Raw genomic sequence first — 24,963 nt, 5'->3', positions numbered from 1 at the left:
TATCCTTTCATCCTTATTAGGTTAGAGCTCTAAAAAGCAGTCTTCAATTAAACCTTCTTTTTGTTTTAAAAAAAGGGTAAATTAGACATTAATAAAGAAAGGCAAAAAATCCGCCTTTCTTCGCATTTCATATTTTTTACTATCACGCTCTCCGATAGGGAGTTAAAAAAAGGAACACCTAAGGGTTGGTTGCCTTTCGTTAAAATGAGTTGCCAAATACACTCCACGTGTGTGGTGTGTATTTGGCAACTCAACACATGGGATGTTGGTGAATTTTACTCTTTCCTCCCTCTAAGGTTTTTTTGTTAGGATAATTCGAACTGATGACCTTGTTACAGCAGATAGTTTGTTCCTTGTTGGAACACTTACTTTTAAACTTGCTTTTCTAAAAGCTGATCAGGCTTATATTCACAAAATTCAGGATTTTCTCCGGAGATCATGATGCCTTGTCCCCAATTGACATGAACTTTTTTAATTGGTGGATCTGAAGGGTCACGATATTGGAAAAGAACATTTCTCCTCGTTCTTTCACTAAGGTTTGGACCCGAGCCATGAATGGTTAAATAGTTAAAAAATAATACATCACCAGCTTGTGCCGGACAAGGAGTCCCAAATTTAATAGGATATTCTTTTTGATTCAAGTAGTGTTGTCCAATATGCGGTAATGGCCCAAGCTTATGGGATTTTGGGATCACATACAGGCAGCCATTTTCCTCATCCGCATCATCCATGTGGACACTTGCCGCAAGCATTGTATGGTTTTCATGTGGAAAATAAGGATAATCTTGATGCATTGGAAATGCAGCTCCATTTTCAGGGGGCTTTACTAACATTTTTGAATGATGCAGCTGAACATTTGGGCCAATCAGTTTCTTTAGAATAGAAACCATATTTGGATGGGCCATTGCTCTTGTAAAAGTGGCATCATGGTATTGAACATCATGAAATCCTTTTAAAACAAGGCGCTTTAATTCCTCTTTAGGGAGATATTCTCCTTGCCAAGTATGGTTTCTATCAAACCTCGAGTCTGCAGCACGGCGAATAATCCGATCAATAGCTTCACGCATCTCCGCAACTTCAATTGCATCAAAGACGCCTTTTACAAGTATATAACCATTTTCTTTATAAAACTCTGCTTCTTTTATTGAAATCATGCCTGTTCCTCCTTTGTGTTTAGGTCTGCCTCTTGCTAATTCTCTTTATAACCTACCTGTAATCTTTCATTTTCGAGAAATTTAACTTCCCCTGTCAATGATGGCGGCCACCAGTTAATTGCTTTTTTCGGCGGCGGAGTTAATCCGTCTCCAGGCTGTGGCAGGTCCTTCCAAAGGGGACACCAAAAGGTAATTCCCTCTAAAACTATTTATGCTGCCAAGATTTTTTGAATTAAAACCATACCTTAAATGTCTTAATTTCATATGGAGAAACAGAGAATGAGAGGGTTTGGCCCTGATAGTCGGCTGCCTTTTCTTCCTCTTCCAGCAGATTGCACTCAACGGCTTTTTTGATTGGTTTCGCAAATGTTACATTTGTTTTATTTCTGAATTGTTTATATTCATAGAAACGGACAACAATGGCTTCATCTGCTTCAGCTTTCTTCACGGTCTCCAGCAAAACATGATCCTGATCAATTTTTGCAAATTGATAGGATGCCGGTAAATTTCCCATTGGATTGGCATTTAGTTCAGCCGCCAATAAAGAAACATTCAAATCATAGGCCTCTTTGACAACATTCCCCTCACGCCAATCTCCCTTATGCGGAACCAGGCTATAGGTAAATTCATGCAGGCCGCGGTCCGCTGTTTCATCCGGCTCGATCGCTGATTTAATTAATGTCAAACGAATCACATTTTCTTTGACATCATGGCCATATTTGCAGTCATTTAACAAACTGACACCAAAATTTCCTTCCGAAAGGTCAACCCACTTATGTCCGACCACCTCAAACTTGGCATAATCCCAGCTTGTATTCCAATGCGTCGGTCGTTCAATATTTCCAAACTGAATATCATAAGTTGCCTTGGTAGACCGGACATTTACAGGGAAAGCAACCTTTAATAATGTTTGTTTTTCCTGCCAGTTGACTTGAGTGCGGAAATCAATTCTTGGTGAATGTTTATAAATCGTTACATATTGTGTAATGGTAGAATCATAGAAATCCCAAGTCAGTTTAAGGCTCGCCCGGACCGGCCCTCCCTCATGAACCTCGATTTCCCTTAAACAGTCAACCTCTCGCATTTTTTCCTGGTAATACAGGTCAATGTCCCAGGCGTCAAAACGAATTGGCTTGTCTTCGAATACCTGCAGAACATTCCCTTTTGCCCCCTCGGCGAGAACCTCTCGTTCTGATCGCTTGTCAAACAAAGAAACAATCTGTCCTTTTTCATTCAGGCGAATTTGGTAAAAATCATTTTCCAAATAATTGTGTTTCACGATTAGTTCAGTTTTTGCAGTTTTGCCCTGTTTAGCCAGTTTAAATGTTTTATATCCTAATGCCGGTACATTTTTTGTTTGCAGTAACACCTTTTTACCAACCTCATTTTCAATCAACTGGGCTGGCAGCGGGTATCCCTGTTCATCCACAATGGTTGCTGTCTCCGTTACCACATGGGATACAGGCAGCTCAATTACAGCATCCCGGTCATAAGAAAGAGAATTATAGACTACGATGCTGTCTTCTTCCACTTTAATATTGTGTTCAATCGTGCCTTGTGCTTCTCTTAAAACATTATCTCCAATCGCCTGTACTGTCTGAAAATCTTTTCGTGCATCTTCATTTACCTGCCGGATTGATGAACCTGGCAAAATATCATGGAATTGATTCGTTAGCAGCATTTCCCAGCCTTCATTTAAGGCACCATGAGGGTAATTTTTCTGATTGGTCAAATCATCAGAAAGTGCGCTTAACCATTCCGCATTATGATAGATTATTTCCGCTTTGCGGTTTGCTCTTTTAATTGCTCCCTGTGATGTATAAGTTCCCCGGTGATATTCTAAATACAATTCGCCATCCCATACCGGCAATGTTGTATCTTTTACGCGATCCCTTAACCGTTCAAAATAGGCTTCAGCTGTATCCATTTGAACTTTGGGCAGCCCCGGAAGATTTTTCATCACTTTTGCGGATTCAATCATTTCTTTTGTCGGACCGCCTCCGCCATCGCCCCAGCCGAACGCAAGCAGCAGCTCATCATTTACTTCCTTCTGCTGATAGGCATCCCAAATTCCTTTCACCGTCGCTGGTTCCACCATGCCATTATAGGTATAGAACCATGTGCCGTTTTCAGGTGTTGTGATAAAATGGGTCAGCAATTCGGTGCCGTCAATGCCCCTCCAGAAAAATGTATCAAACGGGAAGCGGTTATATTGACTCCAGCTGATTTTTGTGGTCATGAAAGTTTCAATCCCGCACTTTTTCATGATTTGCGGCAATGCCCATGAATAGCCAAACACGTCCGGGAGCCACACGATTTTTGAATCAACGCCAAACTCTTCCTTCATAAATCGTTTCCCGAACTGGATTTGCCGGATCAAGGACTCGCCACTGGGAAGATTGGTGTCAGGTTCCACCCACATTCCGCCTGTGATTTCCCATTCACCAGAAGCAATCTTTTCCTTCACTTGTGCAAAAATTTCCGGATAGTCTTCTTTTAGATATTTATATAATTGCGGCGATGTATGGATATAGCGATAGTCAGGATATTGACGCATTAAATGCAATACGGTTGAAAAGGTCCGTGATGCTTTTTCGCGTGAATGAACAAGGCGCCATAGCCAGGCCATATCGATATGGGAATGCCCGAGTGCTGTCACTAACGGCTTCAATTCTTCCATTTCACTTAATTGATCCGCTTTTAATTTTAAAAACTCATAAGCTTCTTTGATAGATTGATAGAAGAATTCTGAACCCGGTTTTAGGAAATCAACCTTTAACATGGATTCATTGATCAATTGAAGCATTTTCGTCCGTCTTAAATCCCCTTCATCTAGAACCTTGACGGTATTGATTAGGGTATGCAGCAGGTAGAAATATCTTTCTGTCGGAACATCGACACAGGCAAGTCTCGCCATTTTAAATCTTCGGCGTTCAGGCGGGTTTAAAACACCGCTCCATGCTTTTAACGCAATGTGAATCACATCATTTTGCACAAACTCCAGCGGCAGCCAGGCCTCTTCATGCCATACATCAATTCCTTGCAATGGGGTGCCGTTTACGTACAACAATGTTTCAGCCGTTGATCCCCCGCCATCACGCGGTCCGACTAAGAAGTGCAGCACCAGCCGTTCATTTTTCCATCCTTCCGGGATTGGAACTGTCGTGCGGAACCATGCATTTTTGTCATATCCTCCCCAATATTCACCCACTTGGAAGCTTTGCCAGTCATGGTCATTAAAATCGGGCCGGAATGCTTCTCGGTCTTCTTCGCCAAATTCCCACTCTTTATAACGGAATACCGGAATATCCATGGTTTTCTTATAAATGTAATTCTTCAGCTCTCCTAGATGCTTCTCAATTTTTTCAACTGTAAAATACATGGTATTCTCTCCTTCTATCCTTTCTTTGAAGCAAACGTCAATGGTTTTCCCTGATTAATGTCATGAATAAGAGTAATGTCTACCTTTGGCTTTCTGTCATATGTCAAGAGACCATTGATTTCCTGTTCTACATCTGTAAGCTGGGTATAACAAAATCCCTGAACAAGCGGTGATTCCAATAGACTTGAAACAACATGGTAATATCGCTCAATAAAATCATTTTCGTTTGATGCGGACGTATAGCCCCAGCCATGCCAATCACTTTTTTGATAGGCGATACCGCCAAACTCCGATACAAAAATTGGCTCCCCGCCATAATGAAACCCCGGAACATATAAAAAGCGGTCTGCAGGAGTGTATTGCAAGGCATTTTCAAGCATGGAATACCGTTCCTTTAAAGTTTCTTTTTCCCCCGTATAGTCATGAATCGATAAGACATCGGAAACAGTGTGCTCCCATCCATCATTTGAAATAACTAAACGGGAGGAATCCAGTGATTTGGTTAAATAGTACATACTCAGTAAATGATTGGATTGACGAGGATCTCTCTTTAACCTCGGTACACCCCAGCTTTCATTAATAGGGACCCATGCTACAATGGCAGGGTGATTATAATCGCGTGCTACAGCTTCCTGCCACTCTGATGAAATCCGTTTAACAGCCTGATCAGTAAATGTATGGCTATTTGCCATTTCACCCCAGACAAGAATGCCTAAATGGTCCGCCCAGTATAAATAACGTGATTCCTCCACTTTTTGGTGTTTTCTAACCCCGTTAAAGCCCATTTCTTTTGTTAAGATAATATCATTCTTCAAATCTTCATCCGTTGGAGCTGTCAATAGACTTTCAGGATAATAGCCTTGGTCGAGAACCAACTTCATATAATAAGGGGTATTATTCAGTTCAATTCTTCCATCTCTAATAGCTATTTTTCTCATCCCAAAATAGCTATCCACTTGATCCAAAATTTCATTTCCTTCTTTTAAACAAAACTTTATGGTATAGAGGTACGGATGTTCCGGGCTCCAGAGCTTTCCTTGACCCTTTTTGAAATCCTCTAACGCTATCGACTGTTTATTCTTGCGTTGAATCAGATCGACTTTTACACATTCCTTAGCCACAGCCTGATTGAGATTATAGACTTCTATTTCAATTTCTTGGTTTTCCGATCGATTATGAACAAAGTATTCAACAGTGACTTCACCTAAATCAATATCGGGTGTCAATTTCACTCTTTCAATGTAAGAAGTGTTTACCGGCTCAAGCCAGACCGTTTGCCAAATACCAGTTGTTCTTGTATAGAAAATCCCCTTGGATTCGACTTCCCAGAATTGTTTCCCACGCGGCTGCTCCAAGTCGACCGATAGATCTTCAACTCTCACAGCCAATTTATTTATGCCGCTTATTAAAGCATCCGAGATATCAGCATGAAAAGGGGTGTGCCCTCCTTCATGGGAAATGACAAACCTCCCATTTACCCATACGGACGCCCGGTAATCGACTGCACCGAAATGGAGATGAACTCGCTTCCCTTGCCATCTTGCCGGAACCTCAAAGGTTCTTTCATACCAGACAATGTCATGAAACTCTCTTGATTCGATGCCGCTTAGTTTTGTTTGGAAGGCAAATGGAACATTAATTTCTTGGGAATAATCATAATTGACATACCATTCTTCTTTTAATCCTTTGTTATCATCATCAAAATCAAATTTCCATTGTCCATTCAGGTTTAACCAGTCAAAGCGAACGAAGTCAGGTCTGGGATATTCCAGCCTGGGGATGATGTTTTTCATCGAACAGCTGCCTCCTGAATCAAATGTTTAAGATTCCTAACGTTAATTCCAAGACTTTCATATGGGTCGCGTTCAAATTCTTCCTGCTCTACCGTAAACCATTCCACACCAAATTCTTGGCCAGTCTTAATAAGGGACTTAAACTCAAGCAGACCATTGCCCACCTCTGTTCCAGTTTTTTCGCCATTCACAATTTTCATATCTTTAATATGCAGCGATACGACTCGGTTTTTGTGTTTTCGAATCAATTCTAATGGATCATGACCTGCAAAACTGGCCCAGTAGCAGTCCAGCTCCATTTTCACCAATGACGGATCCGTGTTATCAAACAACAGCTCAAGCCCGGTCTTTTCTCCAAATCTTTCAAATTCAAAATCATGGTTGTGATAGCCAAAAACAAAATCGGCTTTTTGGCATATTTCGCCGATTCGATTTAACAGTTCCGCTGTTTTTTTATAATCATCAGCAGTTTGCCGCATTTCCTTCGGTAGAGAAGGGCAAATGATGAGTTTGTTTTGAATCGTACGATGATATTCAAGCGTTTTTTCCAATTCGTCTGTTAAAAGCTGCTGGATGCCAACGTGTGCACCGGCTGCTAATGTTTGATTCTCTTCCAGTAAATTCTTAACCTCATTGGCAGGGGTACCGAAAAAGCCGGCGAATTGTATTCCCTGATAACCAAGATCAATCACCTTTTGGAGCGTCCCCAAAAAATCCTTTTGGGCATCCTTCCAAACAGAAAACAACTGCAATCCAACTTTACTCATTAACACTCACTCCTTTGTTATCAAAGTTAAGGGGGTGCTAAAAAAATCAAGCAACCCCTCTATTTTCAATTCACTGGAACGTTCTCACTAATTTTAATGGCCTCACCTTTTAACGCGGATTCATATAGTCCATTGATAATTCGCTGAAGGTAAACGCCTTGTTTCGCAGTACTTAATAGCGCGGTCCCATCTAAACATGCTTCTACAAATTTCTTAAGTTCCAATTCATGATAATTTCTTTTTGGTAAAAATGTTGGAGTGATATCGATTAACGATTCATGCTTTTCCTGATAAATTTTAAGCGGGAAGACATCCGCTCCGCCCTTGTCGCCCATTAAGGCAACGTTCATTTCATCTGCCTTTTCAACATTGGCAGCAAATGCTGCTTCCAATAGAATCGAAGCCCCATTTTTAAACGTAATCATTCCGCGTGACATATCTTCAACCGAGAAGTTTTCCCAGTCCCATGCACCCATGAGACCTACTCCTTTTCGACTGCCAAGCTTTTGGTAGGTTACCCCCAGGACTGTGTCGGGTTCAGGGTAATCCATTAAATAAAGGGCAGTATCCAACATGTGAACCCCAATATCAATAAGCGGCCCCCCGCCTTGAAGTTCCTTGTTTGTAAACACGCCCCATCCCGGAATTCCCCGTCTTCTCATAGCAGTTACGCGTGCGGCATAGATTTCGCCAAGTTCCCCGCCATCAATAAAGCGTTTCAGAACTTCTACTTGCGGGGCATGCCGATAATGAAAACCATATGTCAGGATTTTTCCGGCCATATCGGCTGCTTCTGCCATTTCTTCTGCTTCCTTAGCCGTCATCGCAGGCGGCTTTTCACATAACACATGACAACCAGCGTTTAAAGCTGCGATTGCTGCGGGGTGATGAAGTTTATTGGGTGTACAAACACTTACTGCATCAATTTGAACCTTTTCAAACATTTCCTCATAGCTTGAAAAAACATGAGGAATATTAAATTCCAGCGCAAGTTTTTCAGCCTTTTCTTTTTCTATATCGCAAATGGCCACAATCTCGACCATATCTCCGCATTTTAAATAATTGGGAATATGAGCGCCTTTTGCTATACCGCCAGCACCGATAATACCTACTTTTAATGTTTTTTCCATCTTTCTCCTCCATCCTTCCTATTTACTTAAGAATTTCAGTTAATTCTACTCTTCGTTGTTTTTCATGAGATAATAGGGCAGCCTGGTTGATCATCGTTAATCCAAGAACGTCATTTTCTGTAATCGTTGGTGCTGTACCCTGCAATATCGATTCAACCCATTGTTCCATTGGCATAGGCAATGGTTCCGGCATAGTCTCAGGCGCATTCCAGCTGTTATCTGTTCGTCTGCATTTCAAGCGAAACTTATTATCTTCTATTAATAGAGTTCCCTCTGTTCCATAAAGCTCAAGCTGGAAAGGACTTCCGTCTGACAGAAATCCCGTTTCAATCGTTCCTAAAGCCCCACCTTCATACTCAATAATAACAACTGAATTTACATCCACTTCGTCGCCGGGACGCTGCTGTAATCTCGCTGTCACCGCTTTTGCGGGACCAGCCAGGCGATTGGTCAAATAAATCGGGTGTGCCCCAAGGTCGATGAGGGCCCCGCCGCCGCATTCCTCTTTGTTGAAAAAGTGTTTAGGAAGCCATCCATTGGGATTTCCTTCTAATGGGACAGCACCATTATGTGCTAGGCGGCACCGAATAAAAGTAAGATCGCCCAATAACCCTTCATCTATGACGTGTTGGGCATTTAAATAGGAGATTTCCGTTAATCTTGGTAATGAAACCATTAACTGGACATTATTCATTTTTACAGCTTCATAAATCTCTTGGCTATCTTTTACTGTAAAAGCAAGGACTTTTTCCGTGAATATATGCTTTTTATGTTTGGCTGCAAGGGTAATAATCTCCTTATGAAGATTTGTCGGGGTATCGACAATGACAGCATCAATTTTGGGATTAGTTAAAATATTCTGTAAATTACATTCAAAAGGAACCCCTAGTTCCCTTGCCCAAGATTTACCGCGTTCCTGATTTTCATCCCAGACCATTTTGATCTCCATATAGTTATTTTTCTTCGCTTGACGTGCATAATCGTCCGCATGGACATGCCATTTGCTTAACATAGCGACATTTAACATTGAATCACCCTTCCTCAGATATTGGTGCGACAATCACTTCAACACCCCTTTTTTCAATTTCTTTAAGAATTTGTTTATCGGCCAGATCACTTGTAATAAAAATATCTGTTTCTTCAAAACTGCAAAATGATGTAAGTCCGGCTTTTTCCAGTTTGCTATGGTCAGCCACAACTACTATTTTTTTCCCAGACAAAACCATTTCCCGCTTTATCTCTGCTTCGTATAAATCAGAACTTGTAAAGCCTTGTCTTAACGAAATACCTGATGACCCGAGAAAAACAAAATCGGCACTGTATTTTTTTAGTTCTTCTTCTGCCTGAGGTCCTACAAGACTCATTGAATTTCTGGATAGTTTTCCTCCTAGTAAATAAATAGACGCTGTTTCATCTTTACTGCATTCTTCAGCAACATTCATAGCATTTGTTATGACTGTAAGGCTTCTATTGGCAGGCATGTTCTTTGCAACATACCAAGTGGTAGAACCTGCATCTAAAATAATAATCTGCCCCTTATCGACTAATTGGGCAGCCGCCTTGCCAATTAAATCTTTTTCAAGCGAGTATTGCAGCTTCCTTTCATCTACAGGAAGAATCTCAGGCTGATAAAGGGAATCTTCGAGCAAAATGGCGCCTCCATAGTTCTTTTCAGCTATTCCTTCCTTTTCTAGCTGGAATAAATCCCGCCGGATGGTCTCCTCCGAAACATGGAGCAGTTCTACGAGATCAGAAACTTTTACACTTTTATTTTTTATTAGCAAATCTTTGATTATCTTACGTCGTTCGGCAACGATCATATATCATTTCCTCCACAGACAAGCATTGTTCCTTAGATGAAGTAAGCTTGCTCAATATAATTGCTATTAATTATACCATGCCTTTATGCCCAGGCTTTTGTTTAACTGACAATCTCTTCATCATTGGATGTATGCGCCAACTGCATTTTTTCCTTAATCTACTAGCCTGGGAGGAGTTGAGAGAAGTTGAGACTCTAAACCTGATTCTTAATCTTCCCATTCAAGTAAATTCGTTTCCACAATTGGTTCGAGGTAATCCTTAGGAATACGGAATGTTTTAATTTCTGATGATTTAAACTCTGCCTTAATAGTTCGATTCCATATTGGCAGATCAATTACCGCTGTTGTTCCGGTATTTGATGATTCATATGCCCGGATAATCAGATCATCATTATCCTCCGCTTTCTTAACCACACTAACAATGACATTATCCACATCTACCGACAGGAACGAATTCGTTTGCGGCAGTGAACCTTTATGGTACGTTTCAATGATGCTGATTGGTTTTTGATTTAATTCTGCTGCACGTTTTACTGTGCCAGCTGTTTCCCAATTACCTTTGTGCGGCAGCATGGAGTATGTGAACTTTTGAATTCCCTGGTCAATGAAAGCATAGTGTCTATCTTCTGCAGGAACGGCCGGGTCATGATGTGCGTAAATTGGACTGCGCAATACGGTCATGCTCATTTCTTTATTATGGATATCGAAGCTGTATTTTCCATCATTTAATAAGCTTAAACCGTACATTTCTCCTGCTGCGGGGTGTGTGCCGGAGATATCAATCCAGCTTTGGCCAGGTTCTTCCTCCCCGTTACACTCGCGGACAATATGTCCATATGGAATTTCATATGTTGCTTTCCTAAAGATTAGGTTGACCGGAAATTTAAGTTTTAATAGTTTAAATTGCTCTTGCCAATTCAGCGTACAATGAACATCAATTTGGTCCAGCTCTTTGTACATTGTAAAATCCTGAACAAGTGTGGAATGGCCATAAGCGCTTACAACACGAATAACCGATTTTACCAAACCGTGTTCGACCAGTTTCACACTTTTCGCTTTAAATGTTCCCACTTCGTTTTTGTATTGAAGAACATTATGGGACCACGTATCACTGTGATCATCAATTACTACCGGTCTGGCTGCAGGTGCATCAAGTAATTCCAGATTCTTGGATTTATCAAATAAACTTGTGAAAAAACCAGTTACTGGATCAATCTCAACCCGGAATGTTTCATTTTCTAAAACATTGTCACTGGCTTTAATTGTTGAAAATTCTATAGGAGTTTCGGGCCGGGTAATTTTATAAACGCGGTATCCCATGGAAGGAAGGTCGGCAATAAAGCTGATCCTGAAACGTCCGCCAGCGGTTGCATGGGATTGCACCCTCTGCATCGGAACCTGAATTCCGTTTTGGTCAACCAGGATGTCCCCCGCTTTTAATCCTCCCACTTCCAGTTCAATATTTACTTTACTGTTCCATGAATGGGGGTTAAAGACAACAATTGGTTTCATTCCTGCTACTTCTTCAATATCTATCCTCCAAGATAGGGATTGGATAGCATAATTCATTCCTCTGCTTGCGATGGACATTGCTTCTCCATGCATATTACGCGCATCTTCATAGGCAGCTTCCAAACTGGTTCCGGCTAAAATATCATGGAATTGATTAAACAACACATTTTTCCATGCCCTGTCGAATTCTGCAATTGGATATTTTTGCCCCGTTGTCCAATTTGCAAGAGCTGAAAATTTTTCTGCTTTCATTATTGTATTTTCCACCTCGCGATTCCATCTTTTAATTCCTGAATGAACGGCATAGCAACCGCTGGCATGATGCTGCAGATCATCATGTACAACCGGGAACGGAAGATTTTTTTTCATCAGATCCTCAAAAAATTTATTTGGAGTACTGAATATTAATGAAGGGAATTCCGGATGATCATTCAACCGTTCAATGCTTTCAATATTTTCTTTTGTTGGGCCTCCGCCATGATTCCCAACGCCGTAAAAGCACATTAAATCATTAAAAGGTGCTTTTATTTCACCGGAGTTACGGCGGACATGTTTCTCTACATCTTTTCCCCATGTGCAGTATTCAAACGGTATACGGAAAGCCAATACCCTTGAACTGTCATCAGACTCCCACCAAAACAATCTCCCGGGAAGACCTTTTTCTTGTGGACTGGGGCGCATAAAAATGTAATAGTCCATACCGCTTTTCTTTAAAATTTGCGGCAGCATGCCATGATGTCCAAAGCTATCCACATTGTAACCAACATTGGCCGTTACCCCAAACTTCTCATTAAAATATCTCTGCCCGTAAAGCCCCTGGCGCACAAATGATTCCCCGCCTGGAATATTGCAATCAGGCTGAATCCACCAACCACCAACAATTTCCCAACGCCCTTCTTTAATGCGCTGTTTAATTTCTTCAAACATTTCGGGTTCGTTATTTTCAATCCATTCATAGTTTGCAGCAGAACTGTTTGTAAAGACAAAGTCCGGGAATTCCTTCATACGGTCCAGTGCCGAACGGAAGGTTGCTTTTGTTTCTTGAAATCCTTCCTGCCATTGCCACAGCCAAACCGGATCCAAGTGGGCATTCCCAATCATATGTAATGTCTTTTCTTTGATTTTGGATTTTTGTTTTTCTTTTACTGCCATTGGTTTTTCACTCAACATCTTCCCCTCCAATTGTCCCCACATCTATAATCGAAACAAGTGCCTCCCCATGTTGTCCAAAACGATGGTTTCCAACCGTCAAATCAACGGCGATACGTTCTCTGTAACCCTTGTATCCTTTCGGAACTGTAATTTCGGCTGTAAATTGTACGGATTCTTTTTCTTTCAGGATCTTTCGAAACTCATTGCTATCTACATGCCAGCTTGCAGGGGTAATTATTTTTGCAGAAGCCTCTTTTTCTTCATTAAAAGGGTTTTTAATTTCGACTGTAACCACGAAGGTCTCTCCATCACGAATGCTAGTCTGATAGGGGTGGATTGCCGCCCCAAAACCTTCAGCACCCAGATCAGGAATATCCGGCAATAACTCACGATGAAGTTGTTCCAACCTTTTACCTTTTTCTTCAATTTGTTGGAGATACTCATTTGTAACATATACAGGGTCCCAATGGCCTGAAATGAGAAAATCAGGCTTCAAATCCTTGTAAAGTGTTGCGCTATCCATATAATCTCTTATGCGGAATTTATTATGATAAACATAGTTGTAATCGTCTTTTTCCTGATATTGATCACCTATGGCCAAGACCTTTTTATCATCTACTGAAAAATAGATTGCTGAAGCATATAATGTATGGCCCGGTTGCTCATATATAGTAAATTCATACTCTTCCCAGCTGATTTTTTTCTTTAATGGCAAAACACGGTCTACTTTAATTGGGTCATACCAGAGACAAGGCAAATTGTATTTTTTTGGTTCCTCTAAAACATCTGAAAAATTCTCCGGGCACCATATTTCAGTCCCTTCAATTTCTCTTAATAAATTAAGCCCGACGACATGGTCGTCGTGAAAATGGGTTGGAATGGCCACATCAATTTTCTCAACATTAAATTGTTTTTTTAATGCCGGAATCGTATATAACCAGGGCCTCCTGGAAGCACGGTCGCTTCCGGCTGCAATGCCACCAATAAAATCGTAGCCAAAATCAATGAATAACGCCTTTCCGCTTTCAGAAAGGAGGATATATGAATTTGCCATACTTGTACGGTTCTTTAATAGATGCGGTGTAATGGCTTCATATGGCTGTTCGCGAAGCTGATGAAGTCTTGGATTCTGTCTCCGTTGTTCCATAAGACTTGTCAAACGTCCTGCCAACAGATTGATCGCTTTTATTGGCTTATCCATGATCCGTCCGTGTGAAGGAAGCAGTATGTCTGGATTTCTTTCTTTTATATCCAATAGAGAGAGGACACTTAATGCCAGACCTTCCCCACCGTTATAGGACCATTGGGTTGCGGCAAGGGACCAAACTTTTCCCGGGGCGTAAATCAAATCCCCCGAAAAGGCTAATTTCTTTCCATCTACTTCAGCCAAAATCGAAATAGATCCGGTTGTATGCCCTGGTGACGGAACAATCGTAAAATTTAATCCATTTAGGTTGATCGTTGTGTAATCTTTCAATGTTTTATAGATTGGAACAGATTGCAGCATGGAAAAGCGGTCCTGCCTCATGTTATAGTTATTATCCAGTTCTCTCGCCTTCCAATGTTCATCTACTTTACTAAATAAATCCTGTTCCGTGTGAGGAACCCAAATCCGAATTCCCTTTTGTTTAGCAATGGCTAACCCTTGAGCTTGATCGCGATGGTGATGGGTCATAAGAATATCCGTTACACTTTCAATCCCAATCGAGAGTAATTTATCCAGGATTTCCCCGTTCCCAAAGTCAATTAAAACGGCCTTCTTTCCGGTTTTTATCACATAAACATTACAAGTATTTTTAAATAGGAAGAGATTTGTAGAAATCGTCCTCATAATAACGCTCCGCTTCCCCAATTGTTATTCCGATTAAAGATAGGTAACTGCCCTATTTCCACGGCATTTTCCGCAAAAATATACATGGCCATTGACCAGGATTGGCCGCCATATCCCATTGGCCGCCCTGACGTACCATGGAACCATTCATTGAATTCCCATGCACCGTTTTTACCGATTTGATTCATTTTTGCCAGATTTCCGAGCTGGGTTCTTGCTTCATCCAAGCGGCCAGCTTGGACCAGCGCCGCGACATAAAACCCGCCAATAAAAGGCCAGGCACCGCCATTATGGTAATGATGAGGCTGATTCAAGTTGCGCACCCGATAGTACTCCTGCCAATCTTTTTCCCCCGGGCGAATCACCGGATATAAGGATTTCACAGGGAATGGCTCGTTTAAACCGCAACCGTGAATATAATTTAAAATCCTATCCGCTTTTTTCTGGTCAGCTACACCAAAAACAATCGCTAAAAGATTTGCTAAAGTATCAAACCGATCCGCAAAGTCGCGAAACCCCATATAGGGTAAATAGAAAGGGCGTTCGACAAGTTCCGTCTCTACCCTTTTCATCGGGTAGAGCCATTCCTTCCGTTCATTTGCGACCCAATCATAATCATTTGGTTCCTCGGGTCCCACCCATAGCAGCGCATTTATTTTTTGATGTACATCCTTCGCGTTCCTTTCGTAAAACTTATACTCATGCCCCAGTTCTCTCACCATTGCTGCCATGCATTTCCAGGCCGCATAGTACAGAACATTATCAAACAAAACATTGTAGCGATTTCCAAATAAATCTGCCCAGTCCATCGCTTCATGCACTTCGAGCAGCCCGCATTCATTCGAGTCCTGATACCTTAACCATAGCAACGCCCTTTCCAAACTGCCCCAGGCATTTTTTAAAAAATCACGATCCTTCGTCATAGAAAAATTGTAATAATGGCCAATAATATACCAGAGATTCCCATCAACACATCCGGCATGGATAGTGTCCTCAATGGCAGTCCCATCTTTCCCGGAAACATTAAGCTTTCCTCCATGGGCAATTAATGCCGGGTCGTCAACATTTGTAAATCCGACATTATGCGGGATTTTTCCAAGCTCGCTTTGAAATTTTTGCAGCGTTTCCAAAGATCTCCGATGAATTTCTTTGCCTTCCGAATTTCGGCAGAGCAATAGCCCCAGCCCGCAAATCATACTGTCTCTTGCCCATACCTGCTGATAGGCCTGTTTTGACCCCAGCAATCCCAAATCCCCGCCGTTTGCGATTAAAAGCTCTTCCGCTTTATCCCGGCCCTCTTTAATTAAACTGTGTTTTAGCTCCTGGTTTGTCATACCATTGACTCCTTATACGCTTTCACTTTCAATTTGGTGTATTCTATTAACGGTGATAGAATCTTTCCGGCAAAACGCTTTGGATGCCTATCCACTTCTTCCATTGATTCGTGCAGCCAGTTAAGCTGGCCTTCTGCTTCATCATTATTTTCCAATGCTATTAATATGGCAATCGCTCTTCTGCCGGCCCAGGCCCAGCTTTCCATTAATTGAATCCATGGTAATAGGCTGTTTCTTAATGCGTAATTGGTCATTCTGAATTTCAAATGATAACCGGATTCATCGAGCAGATCCAAATAGCTGTACAGGTCTTGAATGGCCTGGCTCGAAGCTGCTTTTTCCCCGGATTTAAGAGAATGTAAAGCGTTCGCAGTAAGAATTTCCAGCTTTTCTGCTTCCGGTAAACCCAGGCAGGAGTATAACGAATTTTCGGCAAACGTTTTTAATGCCGGATAGTTTTCCTCACCTCCGACCGTTTTTAATGCCTTCTCCCACGATTTCCAAGGATCGTAGCTTTGCGGACTTACAAAGTAATCGGCAAAAGTGAGTAACGGAATCTTTGATGCCTCTGCCTGAATCATTGTATTGACAATAAATCCTTTGCTCACATTTGAAAGAGAAGCATCCCGTCCACAGATTGGACCAATATGCATTTCGCCGGTCATCGCCAAATCATTGACAGGATAGTTATCCCAAATAATCGGCATGCGATGGATAGCTTCTTTGAATTCAGCAATATCCTGCTCCGTAATCGTTTTTGAACAAATTTCATGTCCTGAATAACAGATATCGATGTCTGGATGAAGCCCCTTGCCGATTTCGCAAATATAGTCGCTGAACGGTGCTTTACCATGGTAATCCGTGGGACAAAGGAGCAATTTACACGCTGTGTCCAACGATTTTAGCCAATGGTAGAGCTTGTTCGTTATAAAAATATGTGCTTCACCATAACTATTATAAAGTTCCCGTTCTTCCGTAAATTGGAATTCGGCCTTGATATCATCCAGCATGATCATAAATGTCCTTACACCGATATCATAAAAGGCTTTGAATTTAGATGTAATATGCTGAAAATCAGCTTCTGATGCATAATTAATAGAAACACCTGGTCCAATGGAATAGCAAAAATCGACTTCCTCCCTTTTGGAATGCGCTACGGTTACAGCGAAATGCTCCATGATAAAATCAGGATATGGCTCTCTCCATCGTGCCCGATGCTGCCTGTCATTCTTTGGTCCGTAAATATATAAGTTATAACCACATTTGGAAAGAAACGATATCAAATCATTTCGTTCAGGAGCCGTATAAAATGCCCCATAAAACCCTTCCACAACTCCCCTGACAGGAAAAGGTGAATTTTCCATAGTCCAGCCTCTCCTTTATTGCTCGAATGTTCTTGCTTGATCGGCACTGCCCAAATGGTCATGAATTTTTTCAATGACAACAGCCTCAACCGCATTTTGAGCAAGCTCCAGCTGTTCGGGTGACAAGGTCTTACATTCTTGATTTGTCATTCGTTCTTCCCGGGATAATGCCTGAAGTAATGAAAGTTCCAAATCAGTTGCAATATTTACTTTACTGATTCCGCCTCTTGGAAGTTTGATTGCTTCTTCAATCATTTTTGAAGGGACACCCGATCCGCCGTGAAGGACTAAATGGACAGGAGTAAGCTCACGTATGGCGATTAGCCGCTTTACATCCACTTTTGGCTGTCTAACATTATAAACACCATGTGCAGTACCGACAGAAACAGCTAAAGCATCACATTTTGTTTCATTCACAAACTGTAATGCTTCTTCCGGGTCGGTATAAAGTTCCTCATCTTTATCTGTTTCCACAAAATCAGTCGTACCGATTTTCCCTAACTCCGCTTCCACAGATACTCCTTTTGCATGGGCATATTCGGCAATTTCCTTACTGATCGTGATATTTTCCTTCAGTTCTTTTTCTGATGCGTCAATCATGACAGAAGTAAATCCGGCTTCTATGGCCTGTTGAATGACCGAAAATTGTTTTGTATGGTCAAGGTGAAGAACGACTGGTACTGTTATGTTCTCTTCATCCATCACGGTGTAAAACTCTGATGCGAATTCCGCAGGAGTAATCCCATATCGCTCCAGTTCCTTTTGGGAAATTTGCACAATTAACGGGGACTGTGTTTTTTGCCCTGCCCGTAAAACAGGACGAATCATTGGAGTATACCGCGGTGAAAAGGACCCTATCGCATATCCATTTTCTTCAGCCCTCACTAATGCTTCCTTCAATGTAAATACATTTTTCGACTTTATTTGTTTTGACATTATTTCATCTTCCCCTTCATTAGATTTCCCTTACTGTTTTTGAATGACTTCTGAACGATTTAATTGATTAATATATTGAGAGACTACATGATTTACATACATATGCACATCTTCAACAACACCATAATTGTCTGAGGGGATCACAAGGGAGAAATCCGAATAAGCTTTCATCGTTCCCTGGCGATTGCCGATTAAAGATATGACTGTGCCTCCATTTTCTTTTGCGTATTGAAAAGCGCGGACAATATTTTCAGAACTGCCTGAAACGGATAAACCAATGACTACATCCTCGGGATTCAAAAAGCTTTTTAACTGTTCAACAAAAATATCATCAAAATCAATATCGTTCCCATATGCGGTGATTAATGGATTATTATCGGTTAAGGCAATGAACCGGTAGCGGATGCTTTCTCCAACATTGATTCCTTTGACAAAATCGCATGCCCAATGTGATGCGCTGGCCGCACTGCCTCCATTGCCAATAACAAATACTTGTTTACCCTTCTCCCGTGCCTCTTCGAGCGCTTCGTAGATTTTGTGAATCATTTCAAAATCCAAAGAATCAATCGTTTCCATAAACTCTCTTTTATAGTTACTGTAAAAAGCATAAAACATGACTGCTCCCCCCTAACTATTAGTAATGACAGATGGTTCTTTCCAGAAAACTAAGCTCGCCGCTCCAATTAACCCGGCATCATAACCAAGTCCCGATGTCACAATCGGGATTTGTTTATTACTTTCATTGATCACGGATGCCTTAACAACATGACGAATGGACGGTTCCAGTAAATCAAAGGAAAGACTGACCCCTCCGCCAACAATAATCGCCCCGGGATTTAATAAATTAATCGCATACGAAAATGCTCTTCCAAGGTAAATTCCTGCTTGGTGATAAATTTCGGCTGCGAATCTCACACCCTCATATGCTGCGATGGCCAACTGTTCGGCAGAAACGCTCAAGCTTCTTCTATTAAAATAAGCAGAGATTTCTCCCCTTCGATCACTCTCAATAATTCTTTTTGCCTGTTCTGCCATGGCAGTACCAGAGCTATGTGCCTCTAGACATCCTATATTTCCACAGGAACATCGATAACCGTTTTCCCATTCGACGACCATGTGTCCTATCTCGCCGGCAATTGATGTATGACCCTCGGCCAGCTGCCGGTTGACGATCACTCCGCCCCCAATTCCTGTGCTAACGGTGACCCAAAGAAAATCATTTAAATTTTTCCCTTTGCCGAACAATAGCTCGCCAATGGCACATGCATTCACATCATTGGCGAGCTGAACCGGTTTATTGGGCCAACGCCGCCGGATGAATTCCCGTACCTTTACATCTCTCCACTTAGCATATGGGGCATGAATCAGAATGCCTTCCTTGGAATCTGCTAACCCTGGAACATTAACACCGATGCCTAAAAGGGAATGTTCGGATACACCGTTTTCTGTTAAAAGCTGTTCGGCAGCTTTGACGCATTTCAATAAATGTTCCTCAGGCTGACAATAAATATTTGTAGGGAATCGATATTTGGCGATAACGGTTCCTTGGGGATTCACGAGGCCAATCAGTGTTTTCGTACCGCCAATATCCATTCCAATACTTACTAGTTCCATTCCGAGCATCCCCTGCCATTCGTATATATGAATCTACTTTTCTATTATGGTACTGTTATCCCTTTGTCCCAGAGGAGATATTCATTCCTTCAATAAAGTACCTTTGGAAGATAAAGAAAAGAATGATGACCGGAAGCAAGATTAGCAATGAGCCTGCCATTAAATAGTTCCATTGGGTTTCAAGCTGGCCTTTAAACACCTGAAGACCCAACTGTAACGTATAAAGAGAATCATCATTGATATAGAGCAATGGCCCTAAAAAGTCGTTCCATGCCCCATTGAATGAGAAAATGGCGACAGTCGCAATTGCCGGTTTTGAAAGGGGCATCATGATCCTTGCCCATATATAAAAATGACTGGCGCCATCAATTTTCGCGGCTTCGATTAAATCATTCGGTATCCCCAAATAAAATTGACGGATTAAAAAGATAAAAAAGGCGCTTCCGAAAAATGAAGGTATAATTAATGGAAGATAAGTATTGAGCCAGCCTAATTTTGAATACATGACATAATGCGGAATCATGGTAACAAAGCCTGGAATCATCATCGTGGCCAATACAACAGCGAAAAACAGATTACGTCCTTTAAAACGGATTTTTGCAAACCCATAGGCAATAAAAGAGTTTGATAACACACTTCCAATGACAACACAAACTGTTATAAGTAATGTATTGAATAAATAGCGAGTAAATGGAGCGGCTTTCCACGTTTCAATATAATTCTCAAAATGCCATTGCTTTGGGATAAAGGTAGGAGGGAACTGCATTATTTCTTGCATGCTTTTCACCGATGTGGCAAACATCCACCACACTGGGGACAGGATTAATACACTTCCCAGTACAAGAACAAACGAGATAATCGTTTTTGACATTTTTTTTCGCACTTTAACACTTTGAAAGTATGAGCTTTTATTATTTGATGCTGCACTCATTTTGGAACATCCCCTTCATAGTGAACCCACCGCGGAGCCAGTTTTAAATTGATAATGGTAAATATCATGACAATGATAAAGAGAATCCAGGACATAGCCATCGCATATCCCATATCAAACGCCTTAAAGGCCTTATTAAACATTTGAAAGTTAAAGAAAAGAAGGGAATTAGCCGGTCCGCCAGGAGAGCTCCCAGGATTGCTGGTCATAACGTAAGCTTCCTGGAAAACCTGGAAACCGCCAATTATGCCTGTAACTAATTCAAAGAAAATAACGGGTGTAATCATCGGCAATGTAATATGTCTAAATCGTTGGAATGCATTTGCGCCATCAATTTCGGCAGCTTCATAAAGCGGCTTAGGAACTCCCTGTAAACTTGCAAGATACAAAAGCATGCCGCCGCCAACGCTCCATAGCTTCATAAAGATCAATGCCGGCTTCGTCCAATTCGGATCCATTAACCAAGCAGGGCCCTCAATTCCAAACCACGACAGGACAGTATTGATAAGACCGGAATCGGGGTTTAATAATTGCATCCAAAGCAGGTACACGCCTACGCCTGACAATACGGCGGGAAGATAAAAAATGGTCCGATATATCCTCATCCCAGGTACTCCTTGATTTAACAACAGTGCGAGCAGCACTGCTCCCAATACCGTCAAAGGAACGGAAATCGCTACATAATAAAGGGTGTTCCACATTGACACCCAGAATAAGTCATCTTGGGTGAACATCCGAATATAGTTTTTTAGACCAATAAAATCCATCCTTGAAGTAATGTCATAATTCGTAAAGCTGGCATAAAGGGAGAACAACAATGGGCCGAGCGTTAAGAGGAGGAATCCAATTAACCAGGGTGATAAGAAAATATACCCGTATAACCCTTCCCTTTGCTCAAGAGTTATTTTTTTACGGGTCTTCTTTATTTTTACTTCTACATCTACTTTATCTTTGCTGCTTGATTTGGCAGTAATCTCAGTTTCCATGTATCGATCCTCCTTTTTTTTCGAATAAATTATGTATACAGGGAGCGAAATTCACTTCACTCCCTGATGGAAAAAATCAATTATTTCGTACTTTTAACCAGACTTTCAACCGCTTTTTGGGCATTATCCAATGCCTGTTGAGGAGATTGTTTTCCTAACATTACCTTGTCAATCTCAGGGTTAATCAAATTAAGATAATCAGGCGCCTGAACTGGGATTGGAGTCAAAATGGTATTCTTCATATTATCAACCGCTGCGTTGTATACGCGTTTATCGTTGGCAGATAGATCAGGACTTTCCCCAGCATCTTTTGCGCCTTGAACATTGGCAACATTATCAAAGTTTTTAACTGCCCAGTATGCTTGTTCTTTTGCACTTGTAAGGAATTTAATAAACTCATAGGAAGCTTCCGGATGTTTTGCTCCTTTCGGGATCTCCGCTACGAATCCGCCGCCCCATGAAGTATGGCCATTTCCAGGTGTAAGTTCAGGGATTGGCGCAACACCAAAATTCATTCCTTTTCCGTAATCACGGATTTTCGTGTAATCGGTTGCTGTTTGAATAATCATTCCCAATTTGCCAGAAACAAATGGATCTGCCTGGTTATCGCCAAATTGGCCCATAAATCTATTGATTGCTTTACTTCCATATTGCTTCTCATAATCAGCTACCCATTGAAGGGCCTGTACAGCCTTAGGGTCGTTAATATTGGGCTGATTTTTTTGATAATCCCAATATCCGTGGCCTGAAGCGTTATCCATCCAAATATCTGGAGCAATGCTTTGTCTTGGCAGGAACCCCATGCGTACATAACGGTCACCATTTTTCTGGTCGATTTTTTTGGCATCCTGCTCTAATTCAGCCCAAGTTTGCGGCGGTTGGTCAGGATTTAAACCGGCTTGTTTGAAAAGATCCTTGTTCCAGAACAACAGGCGAGTATCCGTGTTGAATGGCAATGCATACGGAACGCCATCCTTTGTAACTGCATTCCAAAGTTCTGGAAAATATTGATCCTTAAGACTAGCATCGTTTTTGATATATGGTGCTAAACTTTGAACTTGGTTCTTGTCTGCACGCTGTCGAACAGTGTTAATATCATTGATGATGACATCCGGCGGATTACCGGCCGCAACCGCTGCCAACTCTTTCGTCCAAACATCCCCAAATGGAAGATATGTATATTTTACGTGGATTTTATTTTGAGATTTATTGAAGTCATCAACAATTTTTTCAATAACCGGTTTACGAATCGCAGATCCCCAGAAGGACCAAAAATCCAGTTCAATTACTTTTGAATTGCCGTTTTTAGCAGAAGCAGCTGTGTTTTGGCTTGAACCCGAACAACCCGTTAAAAATGTGACTGTACTCATGACTAAAACTAATACCAGTGCTGCAAACTTTTTAAAGCTTCTCATACATTTTCCCCCTTTAAATTTAAAATAGCTAAGCCTCTTAATCTCACAGACACTTTAGCATTTTCCAGAAATAAAGTTACACAGGTTAAATCAGTGTGGTTTTTTGAAGAAACTTTACTTCAGGGAACGTTCCCGTTTTTTGGGATAATGACGTTTTCTGCGGGATTTTGTTGACTTGTTTTCATTATCTATGAACACGCTTTCAATGTCAATAATATTTTGTAAATTTAAAAAATTCATAAAAAAATAGATTGGGAATGTTCCCAACCTATTTTTCACCCTTCACTTCTTATAACGGATAATGCACCTTTCGTAGCAAATAACGCACACAAACTCCCAAAAAGCAAAATTCCTATTCCTGTTAAAAATAAAAATAAACACAAAACCCCCAAAATCCCACAAATGACAAAAAGGATGTAATGAGGCTTTTTCATCGCCAAAACAAATGCCATTAGCATTGCTTTATACCAAGGAACCTCAAATTCTATAAAAACGGGAATGCTATAGCAAATAATCGGAATGAACAAAAGCGCAAGAAAGAGAATGGCATAACGTAAAATGAGCAAGGTACTGCCAGTTTGTTCTTTCAAAATCATCAAGTCCGTATATAAAAATAAGCTGATTAGGACTAATGCAATGCCAAGAGGGAAACTCTTAATCAAATATTTTTTGAATGCGTTGATAAAAATAGGGAAAATGCTGCTATCATCATCTTCTTTTGCGAGTTTATTAATAACCGTATACATTGCAAATGTTGATGGAATGATCGTAATTAGCGGGATTGAAAATAGAATCCATAAAAGATTTATCCACAAAAGCCGCCAAAGCCATTCCATAATAAAAATGACTGTCTTTTTAGCCACAAAGATCCTCTCCTACAGAATGATAGTTACTGGTATTCTATTAAATTGAATACCCAATTGTCCCTCTTCTATTAATTTGAGGTTTCTTAACTCTTTAGTTCTGTTTTCCGAAAATCGCGTGGGGACTGGCCGGTATATTTCTTGAACTGTTTATTAAAAGTACTTAATGACTGAAATCCGCTTGAATAGGCTAAATCGAGCATGCTTTGGTTAGACGAGCGAAGCAAATCCATGGCATATTGCACCCTTAATCTGGTGACGAACTCATTTGGCGTAACGCCTGTAAGGTTGTGGAATTGTATAAAAAAATTCGTTCTTCCCATTCCTGAGCGCCTTAATAATGTCTCTAGATTCAAAGGGTCCTGAAAGTGATCAAGCAAGTATCCTACTACTTCAGCTATTTCAGAGGACGGTATTTTCATATTGGGTGCTTGCACGAACTCCCTCACATACTGATTGACCTGCAGCAAAATATCAATCAGGTGCATGTACTGACAGGTCACCCAGGAAGCAGCGTTTTGCTCCTGTGCTTCCACCGCTTTAATGGCGGCCTTCCTAATAGCTTCTGCAAAAATAGAACCCGCCGGAATGATGGGCGGTAACCCTTCTTGCGTATAAAAAGGAGCCAGCAGCTGTTTACCGTCCGGTATTTTACTTACAGATGAGGGGTTAAACAGGACAAGAATGCATTCAAAAGGCATGCCCGGTTTTGAAAAGCTCCAGTGCGGCTCAAACGGGCGGCATAGAAACACGTCTCCCGGCCTGCCAACATAAGTTTGATTTTGAAACCTGTATTCCAACTCATTTTCGAGTACAATTCCAATTTCCAGGCAATCATGAACATGGAGATCATGGTCCTCATGTGAGCCCCATACCCGGCAAAAAGCAAACGAACGACGTAAATGCAAATGTTCTACATACATGTTTCTTCCCCCGAACAATTTTCTTCTTTGTACAAAATGATTAGTTTTCAATCAGA

19 protein-coding genes are annotated in these 24,963 nt (G+C 41.2%); all 19 read right to left on the bottom strand.

Features of this window, described 5'->3' with window-relative positions; all coding sequences use genetic code 11:
* Positions 1-371: 371 nt before the first annotated feature.
* Positions 372-1,154 carry a phytanoyl-CoA dioxygenase family protein gene (locus tag ACZ5XR_RS02990; RefSeq protein ID WP_464500228.1) on the bottom strand — a complete coding sequence of 261 codons (783 nt, stop codon included), beginning with the start codon at positions 1,152-1,154 and terminating at the stop codon, positions 372-374.
* A gap of 232 nt (positions 1,155-1,386) precedes the next feature.
* Positions 1,387-4,536 (bottom strand): alpha-mannosidase, encoded by a 3,150-nt coding sequence (locus tag ACZ5XR_RS02985; protein ID WP_464500227.1) that lies wholly within the window; start codon positions 4,534-4,536, stop codon positions 1,387-1,389.
* A gap of 14 nt (positions 4,537-4,550) precedes the next feature.
* The gene (locus ACZ5XR_RS02980; protein ID WP_464500226.1) at positions 4,551-6,329 is read right to left on the bottom strand and encodes a glycoside hydrolase family 2 protein; all 1,779 of its coding nucleotides are present in this window, start codon (positions 6,327-6,329) and stop codon (positions 4,551-4,553) included.
* Complete coding sequence (locus ACZ5XR_RS02975) at positions 6,326-7,096, bottom strand: sugar phosphate isomerase/epimerase family protein (RefSeq protein ID WP_464500225.1); 771 nt, start codon at positions 7,094-7,096, stop codon at positions 6,326-6,328. The genes ACZ5XR_RS02980 and ACZ5XR_RS02975 overlap by 4 nt, the downstream gene beginning before the upstream one ends.
* 65 nt (positions 7,097-7,161) lie before the next feature.
* Positions 7,162-8,226, bottom strand: coding sequence for a Gfo/Idh/MocA family protein (locus ACZ5XR_RS02970; RefSeq protein WP_464500224.1), 1,065 nt, complete (start codon positions 8,224-8,226; stop codon positions 7,162-7,164).
* Between the two features lie 22 nt (positions 8,227-8,248).
* A complete protein-coding gene (locus ACZ5XR_RS02965; protein ID WP_464500223.1) occupies positions 8,249-9,253 on the bottom strand; it encodes a Gfo/Idh/MocA family protein in 1,005 nt (334 codons plus the stop codon).
* Between the two features lie 4 nt (positions 9,254-9,257).
* A complete protein-coding gene (locus tag ACZ5XR_RS02960) occupies positions 9,258-10,046 on the bottom strand; it encodes a DeoR/GlpR family DNA-binding transcription regulator (RefSeq protein ID WP_464500222.1) in 789 nt (262 codons plus the stop codon).
* 207 nt (positions 10,047-10,253) lie between these two features.
* Entirely contained in the window at positions 10,254-12,728 is a 2,475-nt protein-coding gene (locus ACZ5XR_RS02955; protein ID WP_464500221.1) for an alpha-mannosidase, read from the bottom strand.
* Positions 12,718-14,541 carry an MBL fold metallo-hydrolase gene (locus ACZ5XR_RS02950; RefSeq protein ID WP_464500220.1) on the bottom strand — a complete coding sequence of 608 codons (1,824 nt, stop codon included), beginning with the start codon at positions 14,539-14,541 and terminating at the stop codon, positions 12,718-12,720. Before ACZ5XR_RS02950 ends, ACZ5XR_RS02955 begins: the two co-directional genes overlap by 11 nt.
* Positions 14,538-15,875 carry an amylo-alpha-1,6-glucosidase gene (locus tag ACZ5XR_RS02945; RefSeq protein ID WP_464500219.1) on the bottom strand — a complete coding sequence of 446 codons (1,338 nt, stop codon included), beginning with the start codon at positions 15,873-15,875 and terminating at the stop codon, positions 14,538-14,540. Before ACZ5XR_RS02945 ends, ACZ5XR_RS02950 begins: the two co-directional genes overlap by 4 nt.
* Positions 15,872-17,239: a protein O-GlcNAcase gene (locus ACZ5XR_RS02940; RefSeq protein ID WP_464500218.1), complete on the bottom strand. Its 1,368-nt coding sequence runs from the start codon at positions 17,237-17,239 to the stop codon at positions 15,872-15,874. The genes ACZ5XR_RS02945 and ACZ5XR_RS02940 overlap by 4 nt, the downstream gene beginning before the upstream one ends.
* Positions 17,240-17,254: 15 nt before the next feature.
* Positions 17,255-18,175, bottom strand: coding sequence for a class II fructose-bisphosphate aldolase (locus ACZ5XR_RS02935; protein WP_464500217.1), 921 nt, complete (start codon positions 18,173-18,175; stop codon positions 17,255-17,257).
* A gap of 30 nt (positions 18,176-18,205) precedes the next feature.
* On the bottom strand, positions 18,206-18,790 hold the full coding sequence (locus ACZ5XR_RS02930; RefSeq protein WP_464500216.1) for an SIS domain-containing protein: 585 nt from the start codon (positions 18,788-18,790) through the stop codon (positions 18,206-18,208).
* A gap of 12 nt (positions 18,791-18,802) precedes the next feature.
* Complete coding sequence (locus ACZ5XR_RS02925) at positions 18,803-19,789, bottom strand: ROK family protein (RefSeq protein ID WP_464500215.1); 987 nt, start codon at positions 19,787-19,789, stop codon at positions 18,803-18,805.
* Between the two features lie 55 nt (positions 19,790-19,844).
* On the bottom strand, positions 19,845-20,660 hold the full coding sequence (locus tag ACZ5XR_RS02920) for a carbohydrate ABC transporter permease (RefSeq protein ID WP_464502203.1): 816 nt from the start codon (positions 20,658-20,660) through the stop codon (positions 19,845-19,847).
* Between the two features lie 56 nt (positions 20,661-20,716).
* On the bottom strand, positions 20,717-21,706 hold the full coding sequence (locus tag ACZ5XR_RS02915; RefSeq protein ID WP_464500214.1) for a carbohydrate ABC transporter permease: 990 nt from the start codon (positions 21,704-21,706) through the stop codon (positions 20,717-20,719).
* 80 nt (positions 21,707-21,786) lie between these two features.
* Positions 21,787-23,121, bottom strand: a complete 1,335-nt coding sequence (locus ACZ5XR_RS02910) for an ABC transporter substrate-binding protein (RefSeq protein ID WP_464500213.1) — start codon at positions 23,119-23,121, stop codon at positions 21,787-21,789.
* 275 nt (positions 23,122-23,396) lie between these two features.
* The gene (locus ACZ5XR_RS02905) at positions 23,397-23,984 is read right to left on the bottom strand and encodes a YesL family protein (protein WP_464500212.1); all 588 of its coding nucleotides are present in this window, start codon (positions 23,982-23,984) and stop codon (positions 23,397-23,399) included.
* An 86-nt stretch (positions 23,985-24,070) separates the two neighbouring features.
* Positions 24,071-24,907 (bottom strand): cupin domain-containing protein, encoded by an 837-nt coding sequence (locus tag ACZ5XR_RS02900; protein WP_464500211.1) that lies wholly within the window; start codon positions 24,905-24,907, stop codon positions 24,071-24,073.
* Positions 24,908-24,963: the final 56 nt, after the last annotated feature.

It is taken from the genome of Neobacillus sp. Fa239 (assembly GCF_055395235.1).
Note: the sequence above shows the minus strand (reverse complement) of the source record. Positions and strands in the feature narration are given on the sequence as shown.